Genomic DNA, 16943 nt, shown 5'->3' with positions numbered 1-16943 from the left:
TCTTCTCTTCTCGGTGATCGGCGGACGTCGGGTTCATTGTGAAGCGTCCGTCCTGATGACAGTCCGCCAGGTTTTTCCGGCGTCGGTGGTTATGCGCACTCCGCCCTCGTCAGCGATGGCGACAGCTCCGTCGAAGCTGGCCGCGATTGCCGAGGCGGCGCCGGTGGCGTGCCCGGCGGTCTTCCAGACGGCCCCCTCGGTCGTGCTTCCGGTCCAGATCATGCCGTCCGCATCGACCCCGATGATGCCCTCCTCCGCTGTCGGGTCGGCCGTGATCACCAGAAGCGCCGGGGCGTTGGCGACCGCGGTGAAGGTGATGCCGCCGTCGCGGCTGACCATCAGACCCTCCGGAGTGGTGGCAGTGACCACATCGGCTTTCATCGGGTCGATGCTGATGTCCCGTGCCGTCAGCGGGCCAAGGTCCTCCCAGGTCTGCCCGGCATCACCGCTCGCGGCGAGGACCGCCCGGTCGGACGGAAGCCCGAGGAGGAAGTCGGGGGCGGCGGGGGTGGCGGCGAGAAGGTGGAAGTCGGTGACGCCTGCCAGCGACACCTGTTCCCAGCCGGCGTCGCTGTAGCGGACCAGGCCCACGTTGGGGGCAGTGAAGGTGTGGTCCTGGTTGGCCGGGTCAGGGTGGCCGGACGCGAGGATGGTGTCCGCGTGGACGGTCAGTCCCATCGCATCGAAGGTGGTCTTCCCGACCAGGGAGGTGTCGTCGGTCGTCGGGTCGACCCGGTAGACACCGGTGTGTGCGCCGACCAGCACCGCCCCGTCCGGGTCGAAAGCGACGTCGTGGACGTGCGGTATGAGATCGAGCGAGGTCTCATTCTCGGGTACAGCCGCGCATGCGGCGGCGGTCAGGACAACCGTGGTGGCGAGGCCAAAAGCGGCGAGAGTGCGTGTATGTGTCTTCATGGTGGCGGTCTCCCTGGGTCGGGGGTCGGCCGTCGGGTGCGGCCGGCCCCTGACGGTCAGAGTGTCGCGAGAATCTCCTCCATCGTGGTGATCTCGGTGGTCTGTGAGGCGATGATGGCCTCTGCGAGGGCGATCACGTCGGCGTTCTGGCCGTTCTCGACTTCGGTCTGCGCCATGTCGATCGCGCCTTCGTGGTGGACGATCATCTGCTCCAGGAAGAGGCGGGAGGCCTCCGCACCGGTGGCGTCCTGGAGGGCTTGCATGTCGGTGTCCGACATCATCCCTCCGTGGTCCATTCCGTCCATGTCCCCCATCGGGGTGCCCCAGTCATCGAGCCAGGACTCCATCAGCTCGATCTCCGGGCCTTGGGCGGCCTTGATCTGCTCGGCCAGGGTGATGACGCGCTCGTCGATGCCGTCCTTGGCGAGGATCATGTCGGCCATTTCAACGGCTTGTTCGTGATGGGGAATCATCATCATCGTGAACTGCATGTCGGCGTTGTTCACGTCGGCGGCCGGGGATGCGGATGCCGACGAGCCCATTCCGGGCATGTTGGGCATCCCGCCGCTGCCGGTGGCGCCGGCGCAGCCAGCGAGGGCGAGCAGGGCGGTCAGGGTGATCGCGGCGGTCGCCGCGGCACGGTTCTTCATGTGGTTCTCCTCAGTCGTCTGTGTGGCGCGCACGATCGGTGTGATCGCGCGCGAAAGCTCGGCTGCCCTTAACGGGTCAGCGAGCTGCCATCACGTTCGACTGATGCAAAGAACGAGAAGAGAGGGTGGTCGAGACAGCGCTGCCCGGCCGGCGACCATGAGGGGTCCGGCCCGGCCGAACACGACACCCCAGCTGACGCCAGCGCGGGGCAGGAGGAAAAGCAGCGATACGACCAGGAGGGCAAGGACGCACGCCATCGCGAGCATGGCTTCATGCCCCCCGCAGTCCGGGCAACCGTCGTCAGCCGGTGGCGCATCGTGGCCGTGGGCGGCGCCGGCTTCCTGCACGGACACGGCGGCGGCAGGCTCGGCGTGGGCTGTCGGGGCGGCCAGCGCGTGCATGGCGAGCAGCCCGATGATGAGCGCGGCGGTGAGGGCGATGAGCAACAGCACAGAATGACCCAGCCCGGAAGGGCCGCGACGCAGATGCTGCGCGAGAGTGATCATCGAGAACTCACCTCCTCCCCTTCAGGGTAATCGTCCCTGGCGGCCGGCGTGGAACCGCCAGCCGCCAGGTCTCAAACGTGCTGCGGTTCCCGCGCCACGGGTGCGGTCGGCACCGTCGGCGCCGACGCTGGGCGGAACCGCCGCAGGCGGAGGCTGTTGGTCACCACAAACACCGACGACAGGGCCATCGCTGCGGCGGCAACCAGGGGGTTGAGCAGGCCGAGCATCGCGATCGGGATCGCGGCGATGTTGTACGCGAACGCCCAGAACAGGTTGCCCTTGATGGTGCCCAGCGTCCGGCGCGACAGCCGGATCGCATCCGCGACAACCAGGAGATCGCCGGAGGCGATGGTTACGTCGCTGGCGGCGATGGCGGCGTCCGTCCCGCCCCCCATCGCGATGCCGAGGTCGGCCGCGGCGAGGGCGGCGGCATCGTTCACACCGTCACCGACCATCGCCACCACACGCCCCGCGGATTGCAGCTGCCGGATGGCGTCGAGCTTTCCTGCGGGGGTGACCCCAGCCCGAATCTCATCGATGCCGACCAGCCCCGCGATGTGCTCGGCGGCGCCGGCGTTGTCGCCCGTGAGCAGCACGGGACGCAGGCCCAGGGCGCGGAATCGGGCGATCGCGTCCGCGCTGGTGGGCTTGAGGGTGTCGGAGACCGCGACGATGCCGAGGAAGTCCCCGTCGCGGGCGACCGCGATCACCGTGCCCCCAGCAGCCTCCAGCACCTCAGCCTCACCGCGAAAACGGATCGGCAGATGAACGGACCACTGGTCCTCCACCCACTCCGGGCGTCCAGCCACGACGAGCGAGCCTTCCAGAACGGCCTGGACGCCGAACCCGGCGTGCGATGCGAACGACTCCGCCACCGGTGCCGCGCCACCATGAGCGCTCGCGATGGCCCGCGCGACGGGGTGTTCGGATCCCCACTCCGCGCCGGCGGCGATCCGCAGCAACTCGTCATCGGTAACGCCGGGCGCCGCCGAGACGGTGTTGACGGTCATCGCGCCCTGGGTGATGGTTCCGGTCTTGTCCAGCACGATCGTGTCGACCTGACGGGTCTGCTCAAGCACCTGCGGCCCACGAATGAGGATGCCCAGCTGTGACCCGCGTCCGGTGCCGACCAGCAGCGCGGTCGGAGTGGCCAAGCCCAGCGCGCACGGGCAGGCGATGATCAGCGTCGCCACCGCAGCAGTGAACGCGACCTCGACGGACCCACCGACCAGCATCCACCCGACGAAAGCGACGATCGCCAGGAGGATCACGATCGGAACGAACACGGCCGAGACCCGGTCAGCGAGACGCTGCACGCGCGCCTTGCCGGTCTGAGCGTCATCCATCAGCCGCTGCATCCGCGCCAGCTCCGTGTCCGCCCCGACCCTCGTGATCTCGACGATCAGGCGTCCGCCAACGTTCACGGTGGCGCCCACGACGCGGGATCCGACGGTGACCTCGACCGGCACGGATTCCCCGGTCAGCATGCTGGCGTCGATCGCCGAGGCGCCGTCGACGACGAGCCCGTCCGAGGGGATCTTCTCGCCGGGGCGCACCAGCACCCGGTCCCCGACGGCAAGCTGTGCGACCGGAACACGCTGCTCCACCCCGCCGACGAGGCGCGTGGCGTCCTTGGCGCCGAGTTCGAGCAGGGCGCGCAACGCCTCGGAGGAGGACTTCTTCGCCCGGGCTTCGGCGTACCGGCCGGCCAGGATGAACACCGTGACGAGGGCGGCGACTTCCAGGTAGATCTCCCCGCTTCCCGCTTCCGGGCTGCCGAAGAGGGTGAAGGTCATGTGCATGCCCGGCATCCCCGCCATCCCGAAGAACAGCGCGTACAGCGACCAACCGAATGCGGCGATCACCCCGAGGCTGATCAGCGTGTCCATGGTGGCGGCGCCGTGGCGGGCATTCACGAACGCGGCACGGTGGAACGGCCAGGCGCCCCACACCGCGACCGGCGCGGTCAGGGTCAGCGCGAGCCACTGCCAGTTCGTGAACTGCAGCACCGGGATCATCGACACCAGCGCGACCGGCACGGCCAGGGCCGTGCTGATCAGCAGCCGGCGGCGCAGGGTAACCAGCTCGACGTCGTCGGCAGGTGTTGCGGCCGATGCGGACTCATCGATGATCGGCGCGGGAAGCGCCGCGGAGTAGCCGGCGGATTCGACCGCCGCGATCAGCTGCGCCGTCTCCACGCCGTCGGCGTGCACGCGCGCCTTCTCGGTCGCGTAATTGACCGTCGCCTCCACCCCCGGGATCTTGTTGAGCTTGCGCTCGATCCGGGTCGCGCAGGATGCGCAGGTCATCCCCGAGATATCGAGGTCCACATCGACGGTGCTCATGCGGGTGTGCCGGCGAGGGCGTACCCCGCCTCCTCCACCGCGGCTCGCACGCGTGCGGCATCGATCGGCGCGGCGCTGTGGATCGTGACCCGTGAGGTGCCGCCGGCGTTCAGGTCGACCGAGACGTTGTCGACACCGTCGATCGCGGAGATCTCCTCGGTGACGCTCATCACGCAGTGCGAGCAGGTCATCCCCTCAACCAGCAGTTCTTCGGTGATCGTAGATGCCGCGGGCTGCTTGTCGGGGACGGATGCCGCGGCGCAGCAGCTGCATCCGGCGGCGGAGTCGATCAGGCCCAGGTCAGTGCGCTCGTTCGTGGTCATGATGTGTGTCCTTTCGGTTCAGGGGTAGACGTCAGGAGCGGACAAGGCGAGCGATCGCCTCGTTCGCTTCTCGGATCTTCTCTTCGGCGACCGGGCCGCCTTCAGCTGCAGCCTCAGCGACGCAGTGGGACAGATGATCCGCCAGCAGCGACAACGCGACCGTCTCCAGCGCGCTCGTCGCCGCCGATACCTGGGTGAGGATGTCGATGCAGTACTTGTCGTTGTCGACCATTCGCGCGATGCCGCGCACCTGCCCTTCGGCCCGGCTCAGCCGCTTAAGCAGATCATCCTTGTTGCCCGCATACCCGTTCATGACTACATACTATACCCCCCTAGGGTATAGAGGGCGCTATGTCACGCTTAGCGCGCAGGGGCCGAGGAATGTCTCACGCACGCCCGTCAGCGGGAAGGACCCGCGCGTCCGGCGGCGGACAGTCCTGAACTACTCGGTGGTGGCCTCGTTCGCGCAGCTTCGGTCTGCTTGTCCGGAGAAGCTTGGCGCGGCTCGCGAGGCTGCCTCTTCCGGGGTGGTTGCCGGCCCGTTGGTTTGAATGTCGTCGATAAGCCAGTCCATCAGGAGGATCTCCCGTTTCTGCGCCTCGATGATCTCGACGGCCAGCTCGCAGACTCGCACGTCTTGTATCTGTGCGCGCTCGGATCGGGTGATGGCGAGGGAGTGGTGCGGGATCATTGCGTTCATGAACGAGGTGTCGCCGACGGTGATCTGGCTGCGATCGAGAAACGCGCCTCCGGCGATCAGGAGGATACCGACGCCGACGATGGCGATGTTCGCCTTGGTGTTCTTGTACATGTTCAGCATCCAGGCGATCATCACGAGCACCATGGCGCCGCCCATGGTGACGGCCATGAACACCCGGCTCTGACTGAAGCGGATGTGGCTCCACTCCCATGAGCCCACGAACATGACCCAGTACATGACGACCATGGCAGTGAGGATCATCGCCGCAAATCGCAGGTACATTGCACCCGACGTGCGGGGCTTGTCGTCTTCCGAGTGTTGGTGATCTGGGGTGTGCTGATCGTTATCGGTTTTCGACATCAGAGGCGTCCTTTCTTTGCTCGATCTGACGCTCTACAGGCTGCGCAGCAGTTCCTCACAGGCCTGCTCGCAGCGTCGGCATGATTCCGCGCACACACGGCAGTGCTCGTGCATGTCTGCGTGACGCTCGCACTCGTCTGCGCATGCTCTACATGCCGATCGGCACGCTTCCACGGCCGCGCGGGTGATGTTCGCGTCGTACCCGGTGTGCCGTGACAGCACACGCGCCGTGACCGCGCACAGGTCTGCGCAGTCCAGATTGGTGCGAATGCACTTCGTCAGCTCCGCGACCATCTCCTCGCTCAAGCAAGCGTCCGCGCACGCAGTGCAGGCCTGCGCGCACTCCACACACGCGTCGATACAACGCGCCAGCGCCCTCTCATCAACATTCCCGAGACTCTTCGGGTAGGTGCGCAGCATGTCCTCGGTGACCGTCATGGCCGTGTCCTTTCGAAGGGGTTTGAACGCCGGTAACGTAAGCCGCTCGCAACGCGCACAGTAAGGGCCTTGCATAGTCAACCGGGGTACGGTACCCGCAATAAGCGACGGCCGCGGGGTTGTGTCACCGGCGCAACCTCGCGGATGAGATGGGCGCCATGCGTGTGCTCGTTGGGCCCCTGGCGAAGATCCGCCGTCGGTACAGTAAGCACTGTATAGTCATCGAGTGCTGACTATCGCGAATCGCCTGGATGTCATGAATCGACTGGGACGGGCAATGGCCGACCCGACACGATCGCGGATTCTGATGACCCTACTCGGCGGCCCGAGCTATCCGGCTGTACTCGCTCGCGAACTGGAACTATCGCGGTCTAATGTCTCCAACCACCTCACCTGCCTTCGCGACTGCGGCATCGTGATCGCCGAGCCCGAGGGGCGTCAGACTCGCTACGAGATTGCTGATGGCCATCTGACCGTCGCGCTCACCGCTCTCGTGGATGTCACCTTGGCGGTCGATGAGAGCGCGCCGTGCGTGGACGCATCCTGCACGGTTCCCGGCTGCTGCGAGGTCGCGCCGTGACGACGCTCACGCCTGAGCGACGGGAGCGGCTGCATCGCCGTGTGCGGTTCATCGTTGCCTTTACGATCACCTACAACGTGCTCGAGGCGGTCATCGCGATCTGGGCGGGTGTGCTCGCCTCTTCTGCCGCTCTCATCGGGTTCGGTTTGGACTCTGTCGTCGAAGTGCTCTCGGCCGTCGCGGTGGCGTGGCAGTTCACCCGGAAGGATCCGGAGCGGTGGGAGAAGGCCACGGTTCGCGCGATCGGGCTCGCGTTCTTCGCCCTCGCGGGCTACGTCACCATCGACGCGATCCTGAGCCTCGTCTCGAGAGACGCCCCCGAGCACAGTCCGCTCGGCCTCGGGATCACCGCGTTGAGCCTGCTGGTGATGCCAGCGCTCGCCTGGTACGAAACGCGCACAGGTCGAGAACTCGGATCCAAGAGCGTGCTCGCCGACGCGAAGCAGCTACTGCTCTGTGTCTACCTCTCCGGCGCCGTATTCATCGGTCTGATTCTGAACAGCCTTCTCGGATGGTGGTGGGCCGACTCTGTCGCCGCGCTCGTCGTCGCAGCCCTCGCCGTCCGTGAAGGCATCGAAGCGTGGCGCGGAGACATCGAGTCTCCCTTCGAGGTCCTCAGTGAGATGAAAGAGGATGGCCGAGGATCCGCGTAATCCCGCGATTCTCGCCCGCGCGCAGCGACTCGCGCTCACCACGATGGCCTGACTCCGGACGGAGGCGATGTCGGGTGGCCTGTCTACACTCTCGAGCATGGGCAGCATATCCCCATACGATTCGGCGCAGGGCCGCCGGTACCGCGTGCGATACCGCAAGCCCGACCAGACCCAGACGGACAAGCGCGGCTTCCGAACAAAGCGCGAGGCCGAACTCTTTCTGGCGTCAGTCGAATTAGACAAGGCTCGCGGCGGCTACATCGATCCGGGTAGGGCGCGCGTCACGGTCGAGCAGTGGATGGCAATCTGGCTCTCGTCGCGCACCGACGTGCGGGCGACCACCCGAGATCGCATCGAGGGGATCATCGCTAAGCACGTCAATCCGAAGCTTGGACATCTGCCACTCAGCGACGTGACCCGACTGGGGGTGCAGCAATGGGCGTCCACGCTGCCTGGCGAACCTGCCACGGTCCGCAAGATCGTCCTCGTGCTATCGGGCGCACTTCAACTCGCCGTTGAGGATGGCCGTCTGTCTCATAACCCCGCCGCGACCCTGCGGCTGGCGAGGACGGTGCAGAAGCGTAAGCGGTACCTCAGCCATGCCGAGGTCGGAGCACTCGCGCAAGCTGTGGGCCGACAACCGAACGGCGCCGAGCTGGGCTACGACATCCTCGTGCTTGTACTGGCATACTGCGGACTCCGTTGGGGCGAAGCGTCGGGATTGCGTGTGAAGGACGTCGACCTGGAACGCAGCCGACTCAACGTAGAGGCCACGGTCGTCATGGTGAAGGGCCACCAGAGGGAGGAGGCGCCGAAGGACTACGAGCACCGGTCGATTCCCATTCCTGCTTTCCTCCGCCCGCACCTCGCCCGCCAGATCGCCGGCCGGTCCCCCCACTCACCGGTCTTCTACGGTCAGCGCACGGGTACGTGGTTGCGCAACGCGGTCTTTCGCCTCGGCTGGTTCAACGACGCGGCTGCCAGTATCGGGTTGACAGGCCTGACTCCGCACGAGTTGCGCCACACGGCGGCGTCTCTGGCGATCTCAGCCGGAGCGAACGTCAAAGCGGTGCAGCGAATGCTCGGCCATGCCAAGGCCAGCGTTACCCTCGACGTGTACGCCGACCTGTTCGAGGAGGATCTCGATGCCGTCGCGGTCTCGCTCAACGCGGCTGCTCTCCAGACGACTGTCGGCGACTTCTACGCTGTGGCTGAGACCGAGTAGACAAACCCCGCTTTGAGCCTCATCGCCCCGGCGAGCACGGCCTGACAGAGTGCGATCGCTGCGCCTCGGGACCTCAAGGCGAGACGGAGTGATGGTCAAAAGCCTGCAAAGACGCCCCGAAATCCGCGTTTCCAGCCGACCATCTGCAGGCAACGACTCTGGGATCCGTGGGCAAAATGTGGGCAGATCCGAACATCACCCACATGGACGTCCTCCGAGAATGACGAAAACCCCCGGATAACCGGGGGTTTTCGTTGGTGACCCCAGCGGGATTCGAACCCGCGTTACCGCCGTGAGAGGGCGGCGTACTAGGCCGCTATACGATGGGGCCGTTTCACGCAACCGTTCGATTATGCCATGCCGTCCGCGCCTCGGCCAAATCGAGGCCCGAGCTTGCCTCCACGCCCTCCGGACGCGTTGACTGGGGGCATGCGCGTCACCAAGCACGAACACGCCTGCCTCCGCCTCGAACGCGAGGGGAAGACCCTCATCGTCGACCCCGGATCCTTCACACTGCCTCTGGCGGACCTGCAGGATCTCATCGGGATCGTCCTCACGCACGAGCACCCCGACCACTGGACGCCCGAGCACCTCGACCGGCTGCTGAAGGCGGCGCCCGGCACCCCCATCTACGGGCCGGCCGGCGTCGCGGCTGCCGCCGCCGGCTTCGACGTCATCAGCGTCTCCCCCGGGGAGACGGTCGAACTGGAGCCGTTCACAATGGAGTTCTTCGGGGGGCGGCACGCCGTCATCCATGAGACCATCCCGATCGTGGACAACGTCGGCGTGCTCGTGAACGACGAGTTCTACTACCCCGGCGACTCCTACGCCGTGCCGGAAGGACGGGACGTGCGGCTCCTCGCCGCGCCGGTCGGAGCTCCCTGGCTGAAGATCGGCGAGGCCATGGACTTCGTCCTCGCCGTGGCACCGCGCCGCGCGTTCGGCACGCACGACATGACGCTGTCGCAGGTCGGGCGGGAGATGGGCCGGCAGCGCCTGCGCTGGGCGACGGAGCAGGACGGCGGCGAGTTCGTCGCGCTCGACCCGGGCGAATCCGTCGACCTCTGACCTCCCGACCGAAAACGACGGATGCCGCGGGCCCTCAGGGCTCCGCGGCATCCGTCGTCGGTGCGTGGCTCGGTTCAGGCCTCGGCGTCGTGGTCGACCTCGAGGAAGGCGGCGAGCGTGTCGAGAGCCGCCTCCGCGCCGTCGCCCTCCGCCTTCAGGGTCACAACGGTGCCCTGCGTGGCGCCCAGGCCCATGAGGCTCAGGATGCTGCCCGCGTTGAGGTCGGCACCGCCCGGGACGGCGATGGTGACCGGGACGCCGGTCTCCTGCACCTTCTGGACGAAGAGCTTCGCCGGGCGGGCGTGCAGGCCCGAGCTGCTCGCGATGGTGGCGGTACGTTCTGCCATGTCGTTCTCCTGTTCGGTTATGCCGCGACCGGGGCGACGACGGCTGCCTCGGCCTGGATGGGGTTCCTGTGGCCGACGAACTTCTTGAGCACGACGATCAGGACCGCTGAAACGACCGTACCCGCCACGAGCGCGACCAGGAAACCCCACACCGGGCCGATCGCGAAGAGGACGAAGATGCCGCCGTGCGGGGCGAAGCTCGTGACGCCGAACCACATGCTGAGCGCCCCCGTGACGGCACCGCCGACCATCGAGGCCGGGATGACGCGCAACGGGTCGGCAGCGGCGAACGGGATGGCGCCCTCGCTGATGAAGGCGGCGCCCAGCAGCCACGCCGCCTTGCCGTTCTCCCGCTCCACGGGAGTGAACAGCGGTCGCGCCAGAACCGTCGAGGCGAGCGCGAGGGCGAGCGGGGGCACCATGCCGGCGCACATGACCGCCGCCATGATGAGGTAGGGCGCTGTGTTGGCGTCCGATCCCGCAGCGAGGCCGGTCGTGGCGAAGACGTAGGCGACCTTGTTGACGGGACCGCCGAGGTCGAAGCACATCATGAGGCCGAGGATCACCCCGACGCCGATGACGCCGGCCCCGCTCTGGGTGAGCGCCGTGAGGCCGTCCGTGAGCCAGGTCATGAGGGTCGCGATCGGACGGCCGAGGAAGAGGATCATGAGGCCGGATGCCACGATCGACCCGACGAGCGGGATGATCACGACGGGCATGAGCCCGCGCAGCCACCGCGGCACAGACAGGCTGCCGAGCCACCACGCGACGACGCCCGCGAGGAGCCCGCCGATGATGCCGCCGATGAAGCCCGCGTTCATGGTGACGGCGATGGCGCCCGCCACGAAGCCCGGCGCGATGCCCGGCCGGTCGGCGATCGCGAACGCGATGTAGCCGGCGAGGGCGGCGACGAGGAAGCCCATGGACGTGGCGCCGATCATGAACGCGACGGAGCCGAGGTACTGGCCGAGCGGCCCCAGGTCGGACGTGATGTTCTCGGTCGGCAGGTTCCACAGCGAGTTGTCGATGATGACCTTCGCTGCATCGTCGGTGACGCGGTAGCCGCCCAGGAGGAACCCGAGGGCGATGAGCAGGCCGCCGCCGGCGACGAACGGGATCATGTAGCTGACGCCCGTGAGGAGGATGCGCTGGATGCGCGCTCCCCAGGACAGCTGCGCCGAGGAGGTCGTACTCGTCCCCGTGGTCGCGCCGCCGGCGTTCACCCGGGCGGCGGCCGGGTCGGCCGCGGCCGCGACGGCTTCCGCGATGAGCTGGCGGGGCTGCTCGATCCCCCGCTTGACGCCGGAGCGGACGACGGGCTTGCCCGCGAAGCGCCCGAGCTCGCGGACGTCCACGTCGGTGGCGAAGATGACGGCATCCGCATCGTCGATGACCTGCTGCGGCAGCGCCTGGTAGCCGCTGGAGCCCTGCGGCTCGACGGCGAGGTCGACGCCGGCGGCAGCGCCCGCGGCGGTGAGGGCATCGGCGGCCATGAAGGTGTGCGCGATGCCGGTCGCGCACGAGGTCACCGCGACGATGCGCGCCGGCCGGCCGTCGATCGTCGAGCCGTCCGGGACGGTCGCGGGGGCGGATGTCGTCGCAGACACCGCGGCGGATGCCGGGGCGGCCGGGACGTCCGAGATCGCGCCCCGGACGATCGCGACGACCTCATCGGGGGTCGTCGCGGCGCGGAGGCCGGCGAGGAAGTCCTCGCGCATGAGGCTCCGGGCGAGTGTGGACAGGACGGCGAGGTGCTCCTCGGCCGCCGTGTCCGGCGCCGCGATGAGGAACACGAGGTCGGCCGGTCCGTCCGGTGCTCCGAAGGCGACACCGGGCTTCAGCCGCGCGAACGCGAGGCTGGCCTGCGTCACCGCGGCGCTCTTGGCGTGCGGGATGGCGATGCCGCCCGGGAGCCCGGTCTCGTCCTTCTGCTCGCGCGCCCACGCGTCCTCGGCGAGGGCGGCACCGTCGGTGGCCCGCCCCTCCGCCGCGACGCGGGCCGCGAGGGCGCCGATGACGGCGCGCTTGTCGTCGCCGAGCGACTCGTCGAGGCTGACGAGTGCCGGCGTGATGGTCTCTGCCACGGTGACCTCCAGTGGTCGTTGTCGTTGTCCAGGTCGATGGGTGTCGTCGCGCGGCCGCGCGCCGTCAAGGAGTGAGCGCCCGCACCGGCACGTCGCCGGCGGGCAGGTCTGCGGGGGTGGGTGCCTGCGTGCCGGGGAGCGCGGCGGCGGCCGAGCCGTAGCGGATGCCGGAGCGCACGCACTCCTCGGATCCGGCGCCGGTGACGTGCGCGAGGAGGAACCCGGCGAGCGAGCTGTCCCCCGCCCCGACGGTGCTGCGGACGCGGGTGGGCGGCGGAGCGCCGTGCCAGGCGCCGGTCGCGTCGACGAGCACCGCGCCGGCGCCGCCGAGGGTCACGAAGGCCGCGGCGACCCGCTCGGGCACGAGGGTGCGAGCCAGCGTGTGCACCGCGTCGGCCAGGTCGGCCGATGGGTCGAGGTGGCCGCCGGTGAGCTCGACGAGCTCCTCGTCGTTCGGCTTGATGAGGTCGGGGGCGCCGCCGTCGACGACGGCGCGCAGCGCGGGGCCGGACGTGTCGACGGCGATCCGCGGTGCGCGCTCGCCCCACCGCGCACGCACGGCGCGGATGACGGTCACGTAGAAGTCATCGGGGAGGCCGGGGGGCAGGGAACCGGCCAGGACGACCCACTCGGCGCCCTCCGCCGCGCGGGTGACCGCGGCGACGAGCCGGCCGGCGTCCTCCGCGGACAGCACGGACCCGGGGAGGTTCAGCTTCGTGGTCTCCCCCGCCGGGTCGGTGATCGTGACGTTGGCGCGCGCCACGCCCGCCGTGTCCACCGGGAGCACCGGGATGCCGGTGTGCCGGAGGGCGGAGGCGAACGGGTCCTCCGCATCCAGCGGCAGGACCGCGAGGCTCTCCACGCCCGCGGCGTGCACGACGCGGGTCACATTGATGCCTTTGCCGCCGGCATCCTCCCGGGCTGACAGCGCCGCCTGCACGGCACCGCGCTGCAGCGGCTCGGCGAGCGTGATCGTGCGGTCGAGGGACGGATTGGCGGTCAGTGTGACGATCATGCGAGCCACACCTCCGTTCCCGCCTCGTCCAGCGCAGCCGCCAGCGCCGTGGACGGCGCGGCGTCCGTCACGAGGACGTCGATCTCGTCGAGGGCGGCGAAGGAGACGAGGAGCTCTGCGTCGAGCTTGTCGGCGTCGGCGACGAGGACCACGCGGCGCGCGGAGGCGACGATGGCGCGCTTGACCGCGGCCTCGTCCGGATCGGGGGTGCTCACGCCGAAGTCCGCGGAGATCCCGTTGGCGCCGAGAAAGGCGACGTCCGGTCGGAGGTGCCCGATGGCGGCGACCGTCTGGGCCCCGACGGCGGCAGCGGTGAGCCCCCGGACCCGGCCGCCGATGGCGGTGAGATTCACGCCCGCGGCACCGGCGAGGACGTGTCCGATCGTCATGGCGTGCGTGACGACCTCGAGGGGGCGCCCGGAGGGTCGGCCCGCGAGGAGCCGGGCGACCGCCGCGGTGGTCGTCCCTGCGTCGAGGTACACCGAGCCGGTGGCGCCGGAGGCCAGGGCGTCCAGGGCGCGGCGTGCGATGGCCTCCTTCGCCGCGCTGCGGCGTTCCGATCGCTCTGCGAGGGACGGCTCGATCGTGCTGGTGCGCGACGCCACGACGGCGCCGCCGTGCACGCGCTGGAGGACTCCGCGCTCCTCGAGGAGGGCCAGATCGCGTCGGACCGTCTCGGTCGTGACGGCGAACCGTTCGGCAAGCTCCACGACGGCGACCCGACCGTCCGCGACGATGAGCTGCTCGATGAGCTGCTGGCGCTCCATTGCGTACAAGATGACCTCCCGATCGGCAACACAGTACAACACACTGCCAACTCTTCGCAATGTTGTTTCAGTTGGCAGTGCGCAAACCCGAACGGCCGGCGCCGTCGCAGCGCCGAGGAACGCGCGCAGGCGTTTGTAGGATGCCTACAAGATACGGAGGCTCTCTGAATGTGAGACTGAGTGTCACTGATAGACCCGTGCGGCAGGCCCTCAGGAACGTGTGAACACCTGTTAGCTTCAGGGCACTTCCGCGACACAGCCGTCGCGGGCGATCCGTTCGCGGACCGCCGGTGGCGGCGATCCATCCCCGATCACGTGTCGGCCGGCGCCAGCCGGAGTGCCCGCCACGCCTGCCCCGCAGGCGCGAAACAACGGAGTCTCAATGACGAGTACCCACGCACACACCCACGGGTTGGGTATGCGCATCACGGTCATCACCCTCAGCGTGCTGCTGGCGGCGATGACGATCCTCTACTTCCTGACGGCGGCCAAGCTGACCGCGGGCGCCGCGGAACTCGATTCCGGGGCCGCGCGCGCGCAGGCGGGCGCCTCCGACGTCGCCGACGGCGCGAAGCGCCTGGCCGCGGGCGCCTCCGAGCTGACCGCCGGTGCCGCGAAGCTCAAAGACGGGGCGACCACGGCCTCCGACGGCGCCACGAAGCTCGCCGACGGCGCCACGTCCGCCGCCGCCGGCGCCGTCGCCCTGTCCACGGGCGCCCAGACCCTCGCCACGGGCGCCGTCACCCTCGCCGACGGCACCATCGCGAACCGGGACGGTGCCGTGCGGCTGCACGCCGGCGCCACGAAGGCCGCGGGCGGCGCGAGCCAGATCGCCGAGGGTGCCGGACGCCTCTCCGCGGGCATCGACACCGCCAAGGCCGGCATCGACCGCCTCGACTCCGGGGCGGGAACGCTCGCCGCCGGCGTGACGTCGGCCTCGGATGGCGGCGCGCAGCTCGCCACGGGCCTCGGCGACGCCGCTGACGGCGCATCCCAGCTCGCCGCCGGGATCGGCGGCGCGGCGACCGGCGCGCAGAGCGTCAAGTCCGGTGCCGCAGGGGTCGACGCCGGCGTCGCCGGCGCCCTCACCGGCGCGACCACCGCAGCCGCCGGCACCGTGCCGGTGGCCGCCGGCGCAGCCGACGTCGCCACCAACCTCGGCTCACTCCGCGACCAGATCGCCGGACTCGCCACCATGTTGTCGGCCGACCCCGCGAACGCCACGATCGTCGGCTACCTCCAGAGTTTCGCCGCTGCCGCCGGGAGCATCAAGACCGGGGCGGATGCCGTGAGCGGCGGCGCTGCCCAGGTACGGGACGGCGTCGCCGACCTCCGAGACGGGTTGACGACCCTGAAGACCGGCACCGCGACCCTCAGCGCGGGAGCCTCCGGCGTGTCGACGGGTCTGGACACACTCGCGACGAAGAGCGGCGAACTGGCGACCGGCCTCGCGACGGCCAAGACCAAGTCGGCCGAGCTGTCGGCGGGTCTCGGCAGGCTGAACGCGGGCGCCGCGGAGGTCTCCGGCGGTCTGTCCACGCTCCGCGCGAAGTCGGGTGAGCTGACCTCCGGCGGCACGACGCTCGCCGGCAAGACGAGCGAGCTCGCGAGCGGACTCTCCGAGCTGAACGCGGGCACGCAGCGCCTCAACGACGGCTCGCTCCGTCTCATGACCGGCGCACAGAACCTCGCCACGGGAGCCGGATCGCTCGCCACCGGTGCGACCTCGCTCGCGGACGGCACCGGCACGCTCGCCCAGGGCGCCGGCAGCCTCGCCACCGGCCTCGGTACGCTCTCAACGGGTACCGTGACGCTCGCGGACGGCACGACGCAGCTCGCGGACGGCGCGGGCACGCTCGCCGCCGGCTCGACCGAGCTCAGCGACGGCAACACGAAGATCGCGGACGGCACCGGGCAGCTCGCCGCCGGCACGTCGGGCCTCACCCCGTCGCTGCTGCCGTGGATGTTCGGCGTCGCCATCGCGGGCCTCATCGGCATCGCGCTCTGGATCGCGCACCGCATCGCGCACCGCAACCGCGTGCGCGGCCTCGTCAGCGCCTGACGCGGCACAGCGAACAGAGGGTCCCGGCCGATCGGCCGGGACCCTCTGTGCGTGGGGTGGGAGAGGCTCAGGCCTCGCTCATCGCGATGACCTCGGCCTGGCCGCGCGCGGCGAGGGCGGCCGCGCGCGCGGCGATGCGGCGTGCCTGCTCGGCTTGACCGGCATCCAGCGTCTCCTGGTCGACGGGGTAGCTCTCGACCTTGTTCACGCCGTTGTACTTCTCGATGTAGGCGTCGAGCTCGGGGCCGGAGGTCCAGGACGTGATGAGGCAGTAGCGGGGCTCGTCGCCGTAGTGCGCGGCGGCGTGCCAGAGGCGCTGCGTGTCGACGATCAGCTGCGCGCCGGCGGGGAGGGCGATGCGCGTCTCCTCGCTCGGGTCGGTGCGGTTCTCACGGAGGACGAAGTAGCTCGTCTTGTCGTCGGTGAGGTTGAAGAACCCGCGGACCACCCAGCCGGTGCCGTCCGGGTTCAGCCGGTTGTTGTCATCCTGGTGCAGGTTGTAGAGGCAGTCCGCGTAGGTGTTCGGCTGCAGCTCGATGATGCGGCAGCGGCCGACGTTGGCGCCGGGCTCCTGCGCGCGCTCGGTGAGCGTGGGGGCCTTCTCGGTCTGCGACGGGATCCACACGCCGTCCTTGTCGGTGCGCGGCGGCTTGTGGTTCCAGAAGCCGTTGCACTCGATCTCGCCCTTGGCGGACGCGAGCGGCGCGAACCGGGTGTCGCCGGAGGACTTCCAGTCGACGTACTCGATGTCGAGCCACTCCTTGGGGTCGATCTCCTTGTTGTAGCGGTCGAGGACGACGTAGCCGGTCTCTTCCAGCGCCGCAGACTTGATGTAACCCATGATCTGAATCATGCCCTTTCGTAGAGGACCAGCACTTTTTTACAGGTCCAACTGCGGCAAGCC

Annotated in this window: 18 protein-coding genes and 1 tRNA gene; 5 read left to right on the top strand and 14 right to left on the bottom strand. The window is 69.1% G+C overall.

The window, feature by feature from the left end:
- Nucleotides 1-33 precede the first annotated feature (33 nt).
- The 8 genes from BR85_RS14840 to BR85_RS04135 form a co-directional block, all read right to left on the bottom strand.
- Nucleotides 34-915 (bottom strand): WD40/YVTN/BNR-like repeat-containing protein, encoded by an 882-nt coding sequence (locus BR85_RS14840; protein ID WP_051526139.1) that lies wholly within the window; start codon nt 913-915, stop codon nt 34-36.
- Between the two features lie 56 nt (nt 916-971).
- Nucleotides 972-1565, bottom strand: coding sequence for a DUF305 domain-containing protein (locus BR85_RS04165; protein ID WP_028495391.1), 594 nt, complete (start codon nt 1563-1565; stop codon nt 972-974).
- 90 nt (nt 1566-1655) lie between these two features.
- Nucleotides 1656-2072 carry a DUF6153 family protein gene (locus BR85_RS04160; protein ID WP_231478563.1) on the bottom strand — a complete coding sequence of 139 codons (417 nt, stop codon included), beginning with the start codon at nt 2070-2072 and terminating at the stop codon, nt 1656-1658.
- Between the two features lie 71 nt (nt 2073-2143).
- Entirely contained in the window at nt 2144-4417 is a 2274-nt protein-coding gene (locus BR85_RS04155) for a heavy metal translocating P-type ATPase (protein WP_036272218.1), read from the bottom strand.
- Nucleotides 4414-4740 carry a heavy-metal-associated domain-containing protein gene (locus tag BR85_RS04150; RefSeq protein ID WP_028495389.1) on the bottom strand — a complete coding sequence of 109 codons (327 nt, stop codon included), beginning with the start codon at nt 4738-4740 and terminating at the stop codon, nt 4414-4416. Before BR85_RS04150 ends, BR85_RS04155 begins: the two co-directional genes overlap by 4 nt.
- Before the next feature lie 31 nt (nt 4741-4771).
- On the bottom strand, nt 4772-5053 hold the full coding sequence (locus tag BR85_RS04145; RefSeq protein ID WP_028495388.1) for a metal-sensitive transcriptional regulator: 282 nt from the start codon (nt 5051-5053) through the stop codon (nt 4772-4774).
- 129 nt (nt 5054-5182) lie between these two features.
- Nucleotides 5183-5800: a DUF305 domain-containing protein gene (locus BR85_RS04140; protein WP_028495387.1), complete on the bottom strand. Its 618-nt coding sequence runs from the start codon at nt 5798-5800 to the stop codon at nt 5183-5185.
- A 33-nt stretch (nt 5801-5833) separates the two neighbouring features.
- The gene (locus BR85_RS04135) at nt 5834-6238 is read right to left on the bottom strand and encodes a four-helix bundle copper-binding protein (protein WP_028495386.1); all 405 of its coding nucleotides are present in this window, start codon (nt 6236-6238) and stop codon (nt 5834-5836) included.
- A 226-nt stretch (nt 6239-6464) separates the two neighbouring features.
- Here BR85_RS04135 and cmtR point away from each other — a divergent pair, with 226 nt between their 5' ends.
- From cmtR to BR85_RS04120, 3 genes are all read left to right on the top strand, one after another.
- Nucleotides 6465-6818 (top strand): Cd(II)/Pb(II)-sensing metalloregulatory transcriptional regulator CmtR, encoded by a 354-nt coding sequence (gene cmtR / locus BR85_RS04130; RefSeq protein ID WP_028495385.1) that lies wholly within the window; start codon nt 6465-6467, stop codon nt 6816-6818.
- The gene (locus BR85_RS04125; protein ID WP_028495384.1) at nt 6815-7471 is read left to right on the top strand and encodes a cation diffusion facilitator family transporter; all 657 of its coding nucleotides are present in this window, start codon (nt 6815-6817) and stop codon (nt 7469-7471) included. The genes cmtR and BR85_RS04125 overlap by 4 nt, the downstream gene beginning before the upstream one ends.
- Nucleotides 7472-7568: 97 nt before the next feature.
- Nucleotides 7569-8696: a site-specific integrase gene (locus tag BR85_RS04120; RefSeq protein WP_028495383.1), complete on the top strand. Its 1128-nt coding sequence runs from the start codon at nt 7569-7571 to the stop codon at nt 8694-8696.
- A 255-nt stretch (nt 8697-8951) separates the two neighbouring features.
- Here BR85_RS04120 and BR85_RS04115 read toward each other — a convergent pair.
- Nucleotides 8952-9027 (bottom strand) — tRNA-Glu (locus BR85_RS04115).
- A gap of 98 nt (nt 9028-9125) precedes the next feature.
- On the opposite strand from BR85_RS04115, the gene BR85_RS04110 reads away from it, so the two are divergent.
- Nucleotides 9126-9764 carry an MBL fold metallo-hydrolase gene (locus tag BR85_RS04110; protein ID WP_028495382.1) on the top strand — a complete coding sequence of 213 codons (639 nt, stop codon included), beginning with the start codon at nt 9126-9128 and terminating at the stop codon, nt 9762-9764.
- Between the two features lie 74 nt (nt 9765-9838).
- Here BR85_RS04110 and BR85_RS04105 read toward each other — a convergent pair whose 3' ends face one another.
- From BR85_RS04105 to BR85_RS04090, 4 genes are all read right to left on the bottom strand, one after another.
- Nucleotides 9839-10111 (bottom strand): HPr family phosphocarrier protein, encoded by a 273-nt coding sequence (locus BR85_RS04105; RefSeq protein ID WP_028495381.1) that lies wholly within the window; start codon nt 10109-10111, stop codon nt 9839-9841.
- A gap of 17 nt (nt 10112-10128) precedes the next feature.
- A complete protein-coding gene (locus BR85_RS04100) occupies nt 10129-12195 on the bottom strand; it encodes a PTS fructose transporter subunit IIABC (RefSeq protein WP_028495380.1) in 2067 nt (688 codons plus the stop codon).
- A gap of 64 nt (nt 12196-12259) precedes the next feature.
- Nucleotides 12260-13210: a 1-phosphofructokinase family hexose kinase gene (locus BR85_RS04095; RefSeq protein ID WP_028495379.1), complete on the bottom strand. Its 951-nt coding sequence runs from the start codon at nt 13208-13210 to the stop codon at nt 12260-12262.
- Nucleotides 13207-13986, bottom strand: a complete 780-nt coding sequence (locus BR85_RS04090) for a DeoR/GlpR family DNA-binding transcription regulator (protein ID WP_028495378.1) — start codon at nt 13984-13986, stop codon at nt 13207-13209. Before BR85_RS04090 ends, BR85_RS04095 begins: the two co-directional genes overlap by 4 nt.
- Nucleotides 13987-14395: 409 nt before the next feature.
- On the opposite strand from BR85_RS04090, the gene BR85_RS04085 reads away from it, so the two are divergent.
- The gene (locus BR85_RS04085) at nt 14396-16039 is read left to right on the top strand and encodes a YhgE/Pip domain-containing protein (RefSeq protein ID WP_028495377.1); all 1644 of its coding nucleotides are present in this window, start codon (nt 14396-14398) and stop codon (nt 16037-16039) included.
- A 67-nt stretch (nt 16040-16106) separates the two neighbouring features.
- On the opposite strand, the gene BR85_RS04080 is transcribed toward BR85_RS04085, so the two are convergent.
- Entirely contained in the window at nt 16107-16880 is a 774-nt protein-coding gene (locus BR85_RS04080) for a hypothetical protein (protein ID WP_028495376.1), read from the bottom strand.
- Between the last annotated feature and the right edge of the window lie 63 nt (nt 16881-16943).

The sequence above is a fragment of the Microbacterium sp. UNCCL10 genome, assembly GCF_000746195.1.
GTDB classification, from domain to species: domain Bacteria; phylum Actinomycetota; class Actinomycetes; order Actinomycetales; family Microbacteriaceae; genus Microbacterium; species Microbacterium saccharophilum.
This window is presented reverse-complemented; position numbering and strand designations above follow the sequence as displayed.

Bases quoted from the DNA above. Each gene is read 5' to 3' on its own strand.
- BR85_RS04155 (WP_036272218.1), bottom strand. From the start codon at position 4,417: ATGAGCACCGTCGATGTGGACCTCGATATCTCGGGGATGACCTGCGCA.
- BR85_RS04165 (WP_028495391.1), bottom strand. From the start codon at position 1,565: ATGAAGAACCGTGCCGCGGCGACCGCCGCGATCACCCTGACCGCCCTG.
- BR85_RS04120 (WP_028495383.1), top strand. From the start codon at position 7,569: ATGGGCAGCATATCCCCATACGATTCGGCGCAGGGCCGCCGGTACCGC.
- BR85_RS14840 (WP_051526139.1), bottom strand. From the start codon at position 915: ATGAAGACACATACACGCACTCTCGCCGCTTTTGGCCTCGCCACCACG.
- BR85_RS04085 (WP_028495377.1), top strand. From the start codon at position 14,396: ATGCGCATCACGGTCATCACCCTCAGCGTGCTGCTGGCGGCGATGACG.
- BR85_RS04110 (WP_028495382.1), top strand. From the start codon at position 9,126: ATGCGCGTCACCAAGCACGAACACGCCTGCCTCCGCCTCGAACGCGAG.
- BR85_RS04080 (WP_028495376.1), bottom strand. From the start codon at position 16,880: ATGGGTTACATCAAGTCTGCGGCGCTGGAAGAGACCGGCTACGTCGTC.
- BR85_RS04095 (WP_028495379.1), bottom strand. From the start codon at position 13,210: ATGATCGTCACACTGACCGCCAATCCGTCCCTCGACCGCACGATCACG.
- BR85_RS04150 (WP_028495389.1), bottom strand. From the start codon at position 4,740: ATGACCACGAACGAGCGCACTGACCTGGGCCTGATCGACTCCGCCGCC.
- BR85_RS04145 (WP_028495388.1), bottom strand. From the start codon at position 5,053: ATGAACGGGTATGCGGGCAACAAGGATGATCTGCTTAAGCGGCTGAGC.
- BR85_RS04140 (WP_028495387.1), bottom strand. From the start codon at position 5,800: ATGTCGAAAACCGATAACGATCAGCACACCCCAGATCACCAACACTCG.
- BR85_RS04160 (WP_231478563.1), bottom strand. From the start codon at position 2,072: ATGATCACTCTCGCGCAGCATCTGCGTCGCGGCCCTTCCGGGCTGGGT.
- BR85_RS04135 (WP_028495386.1), bottom strand. From the start codon at position 6,238: ATGACGGTCACCGAGGACATGCTGCGCACCTACCCGAAGAGTCTCGGG.
- BR85_RS04105 (WP_028495381.1), bottom strand. From the start codon at position 10,111: ATGGCAGAACGTACCGCCACCATCGCGAGCAGCTCGGGCCTGCACGCC.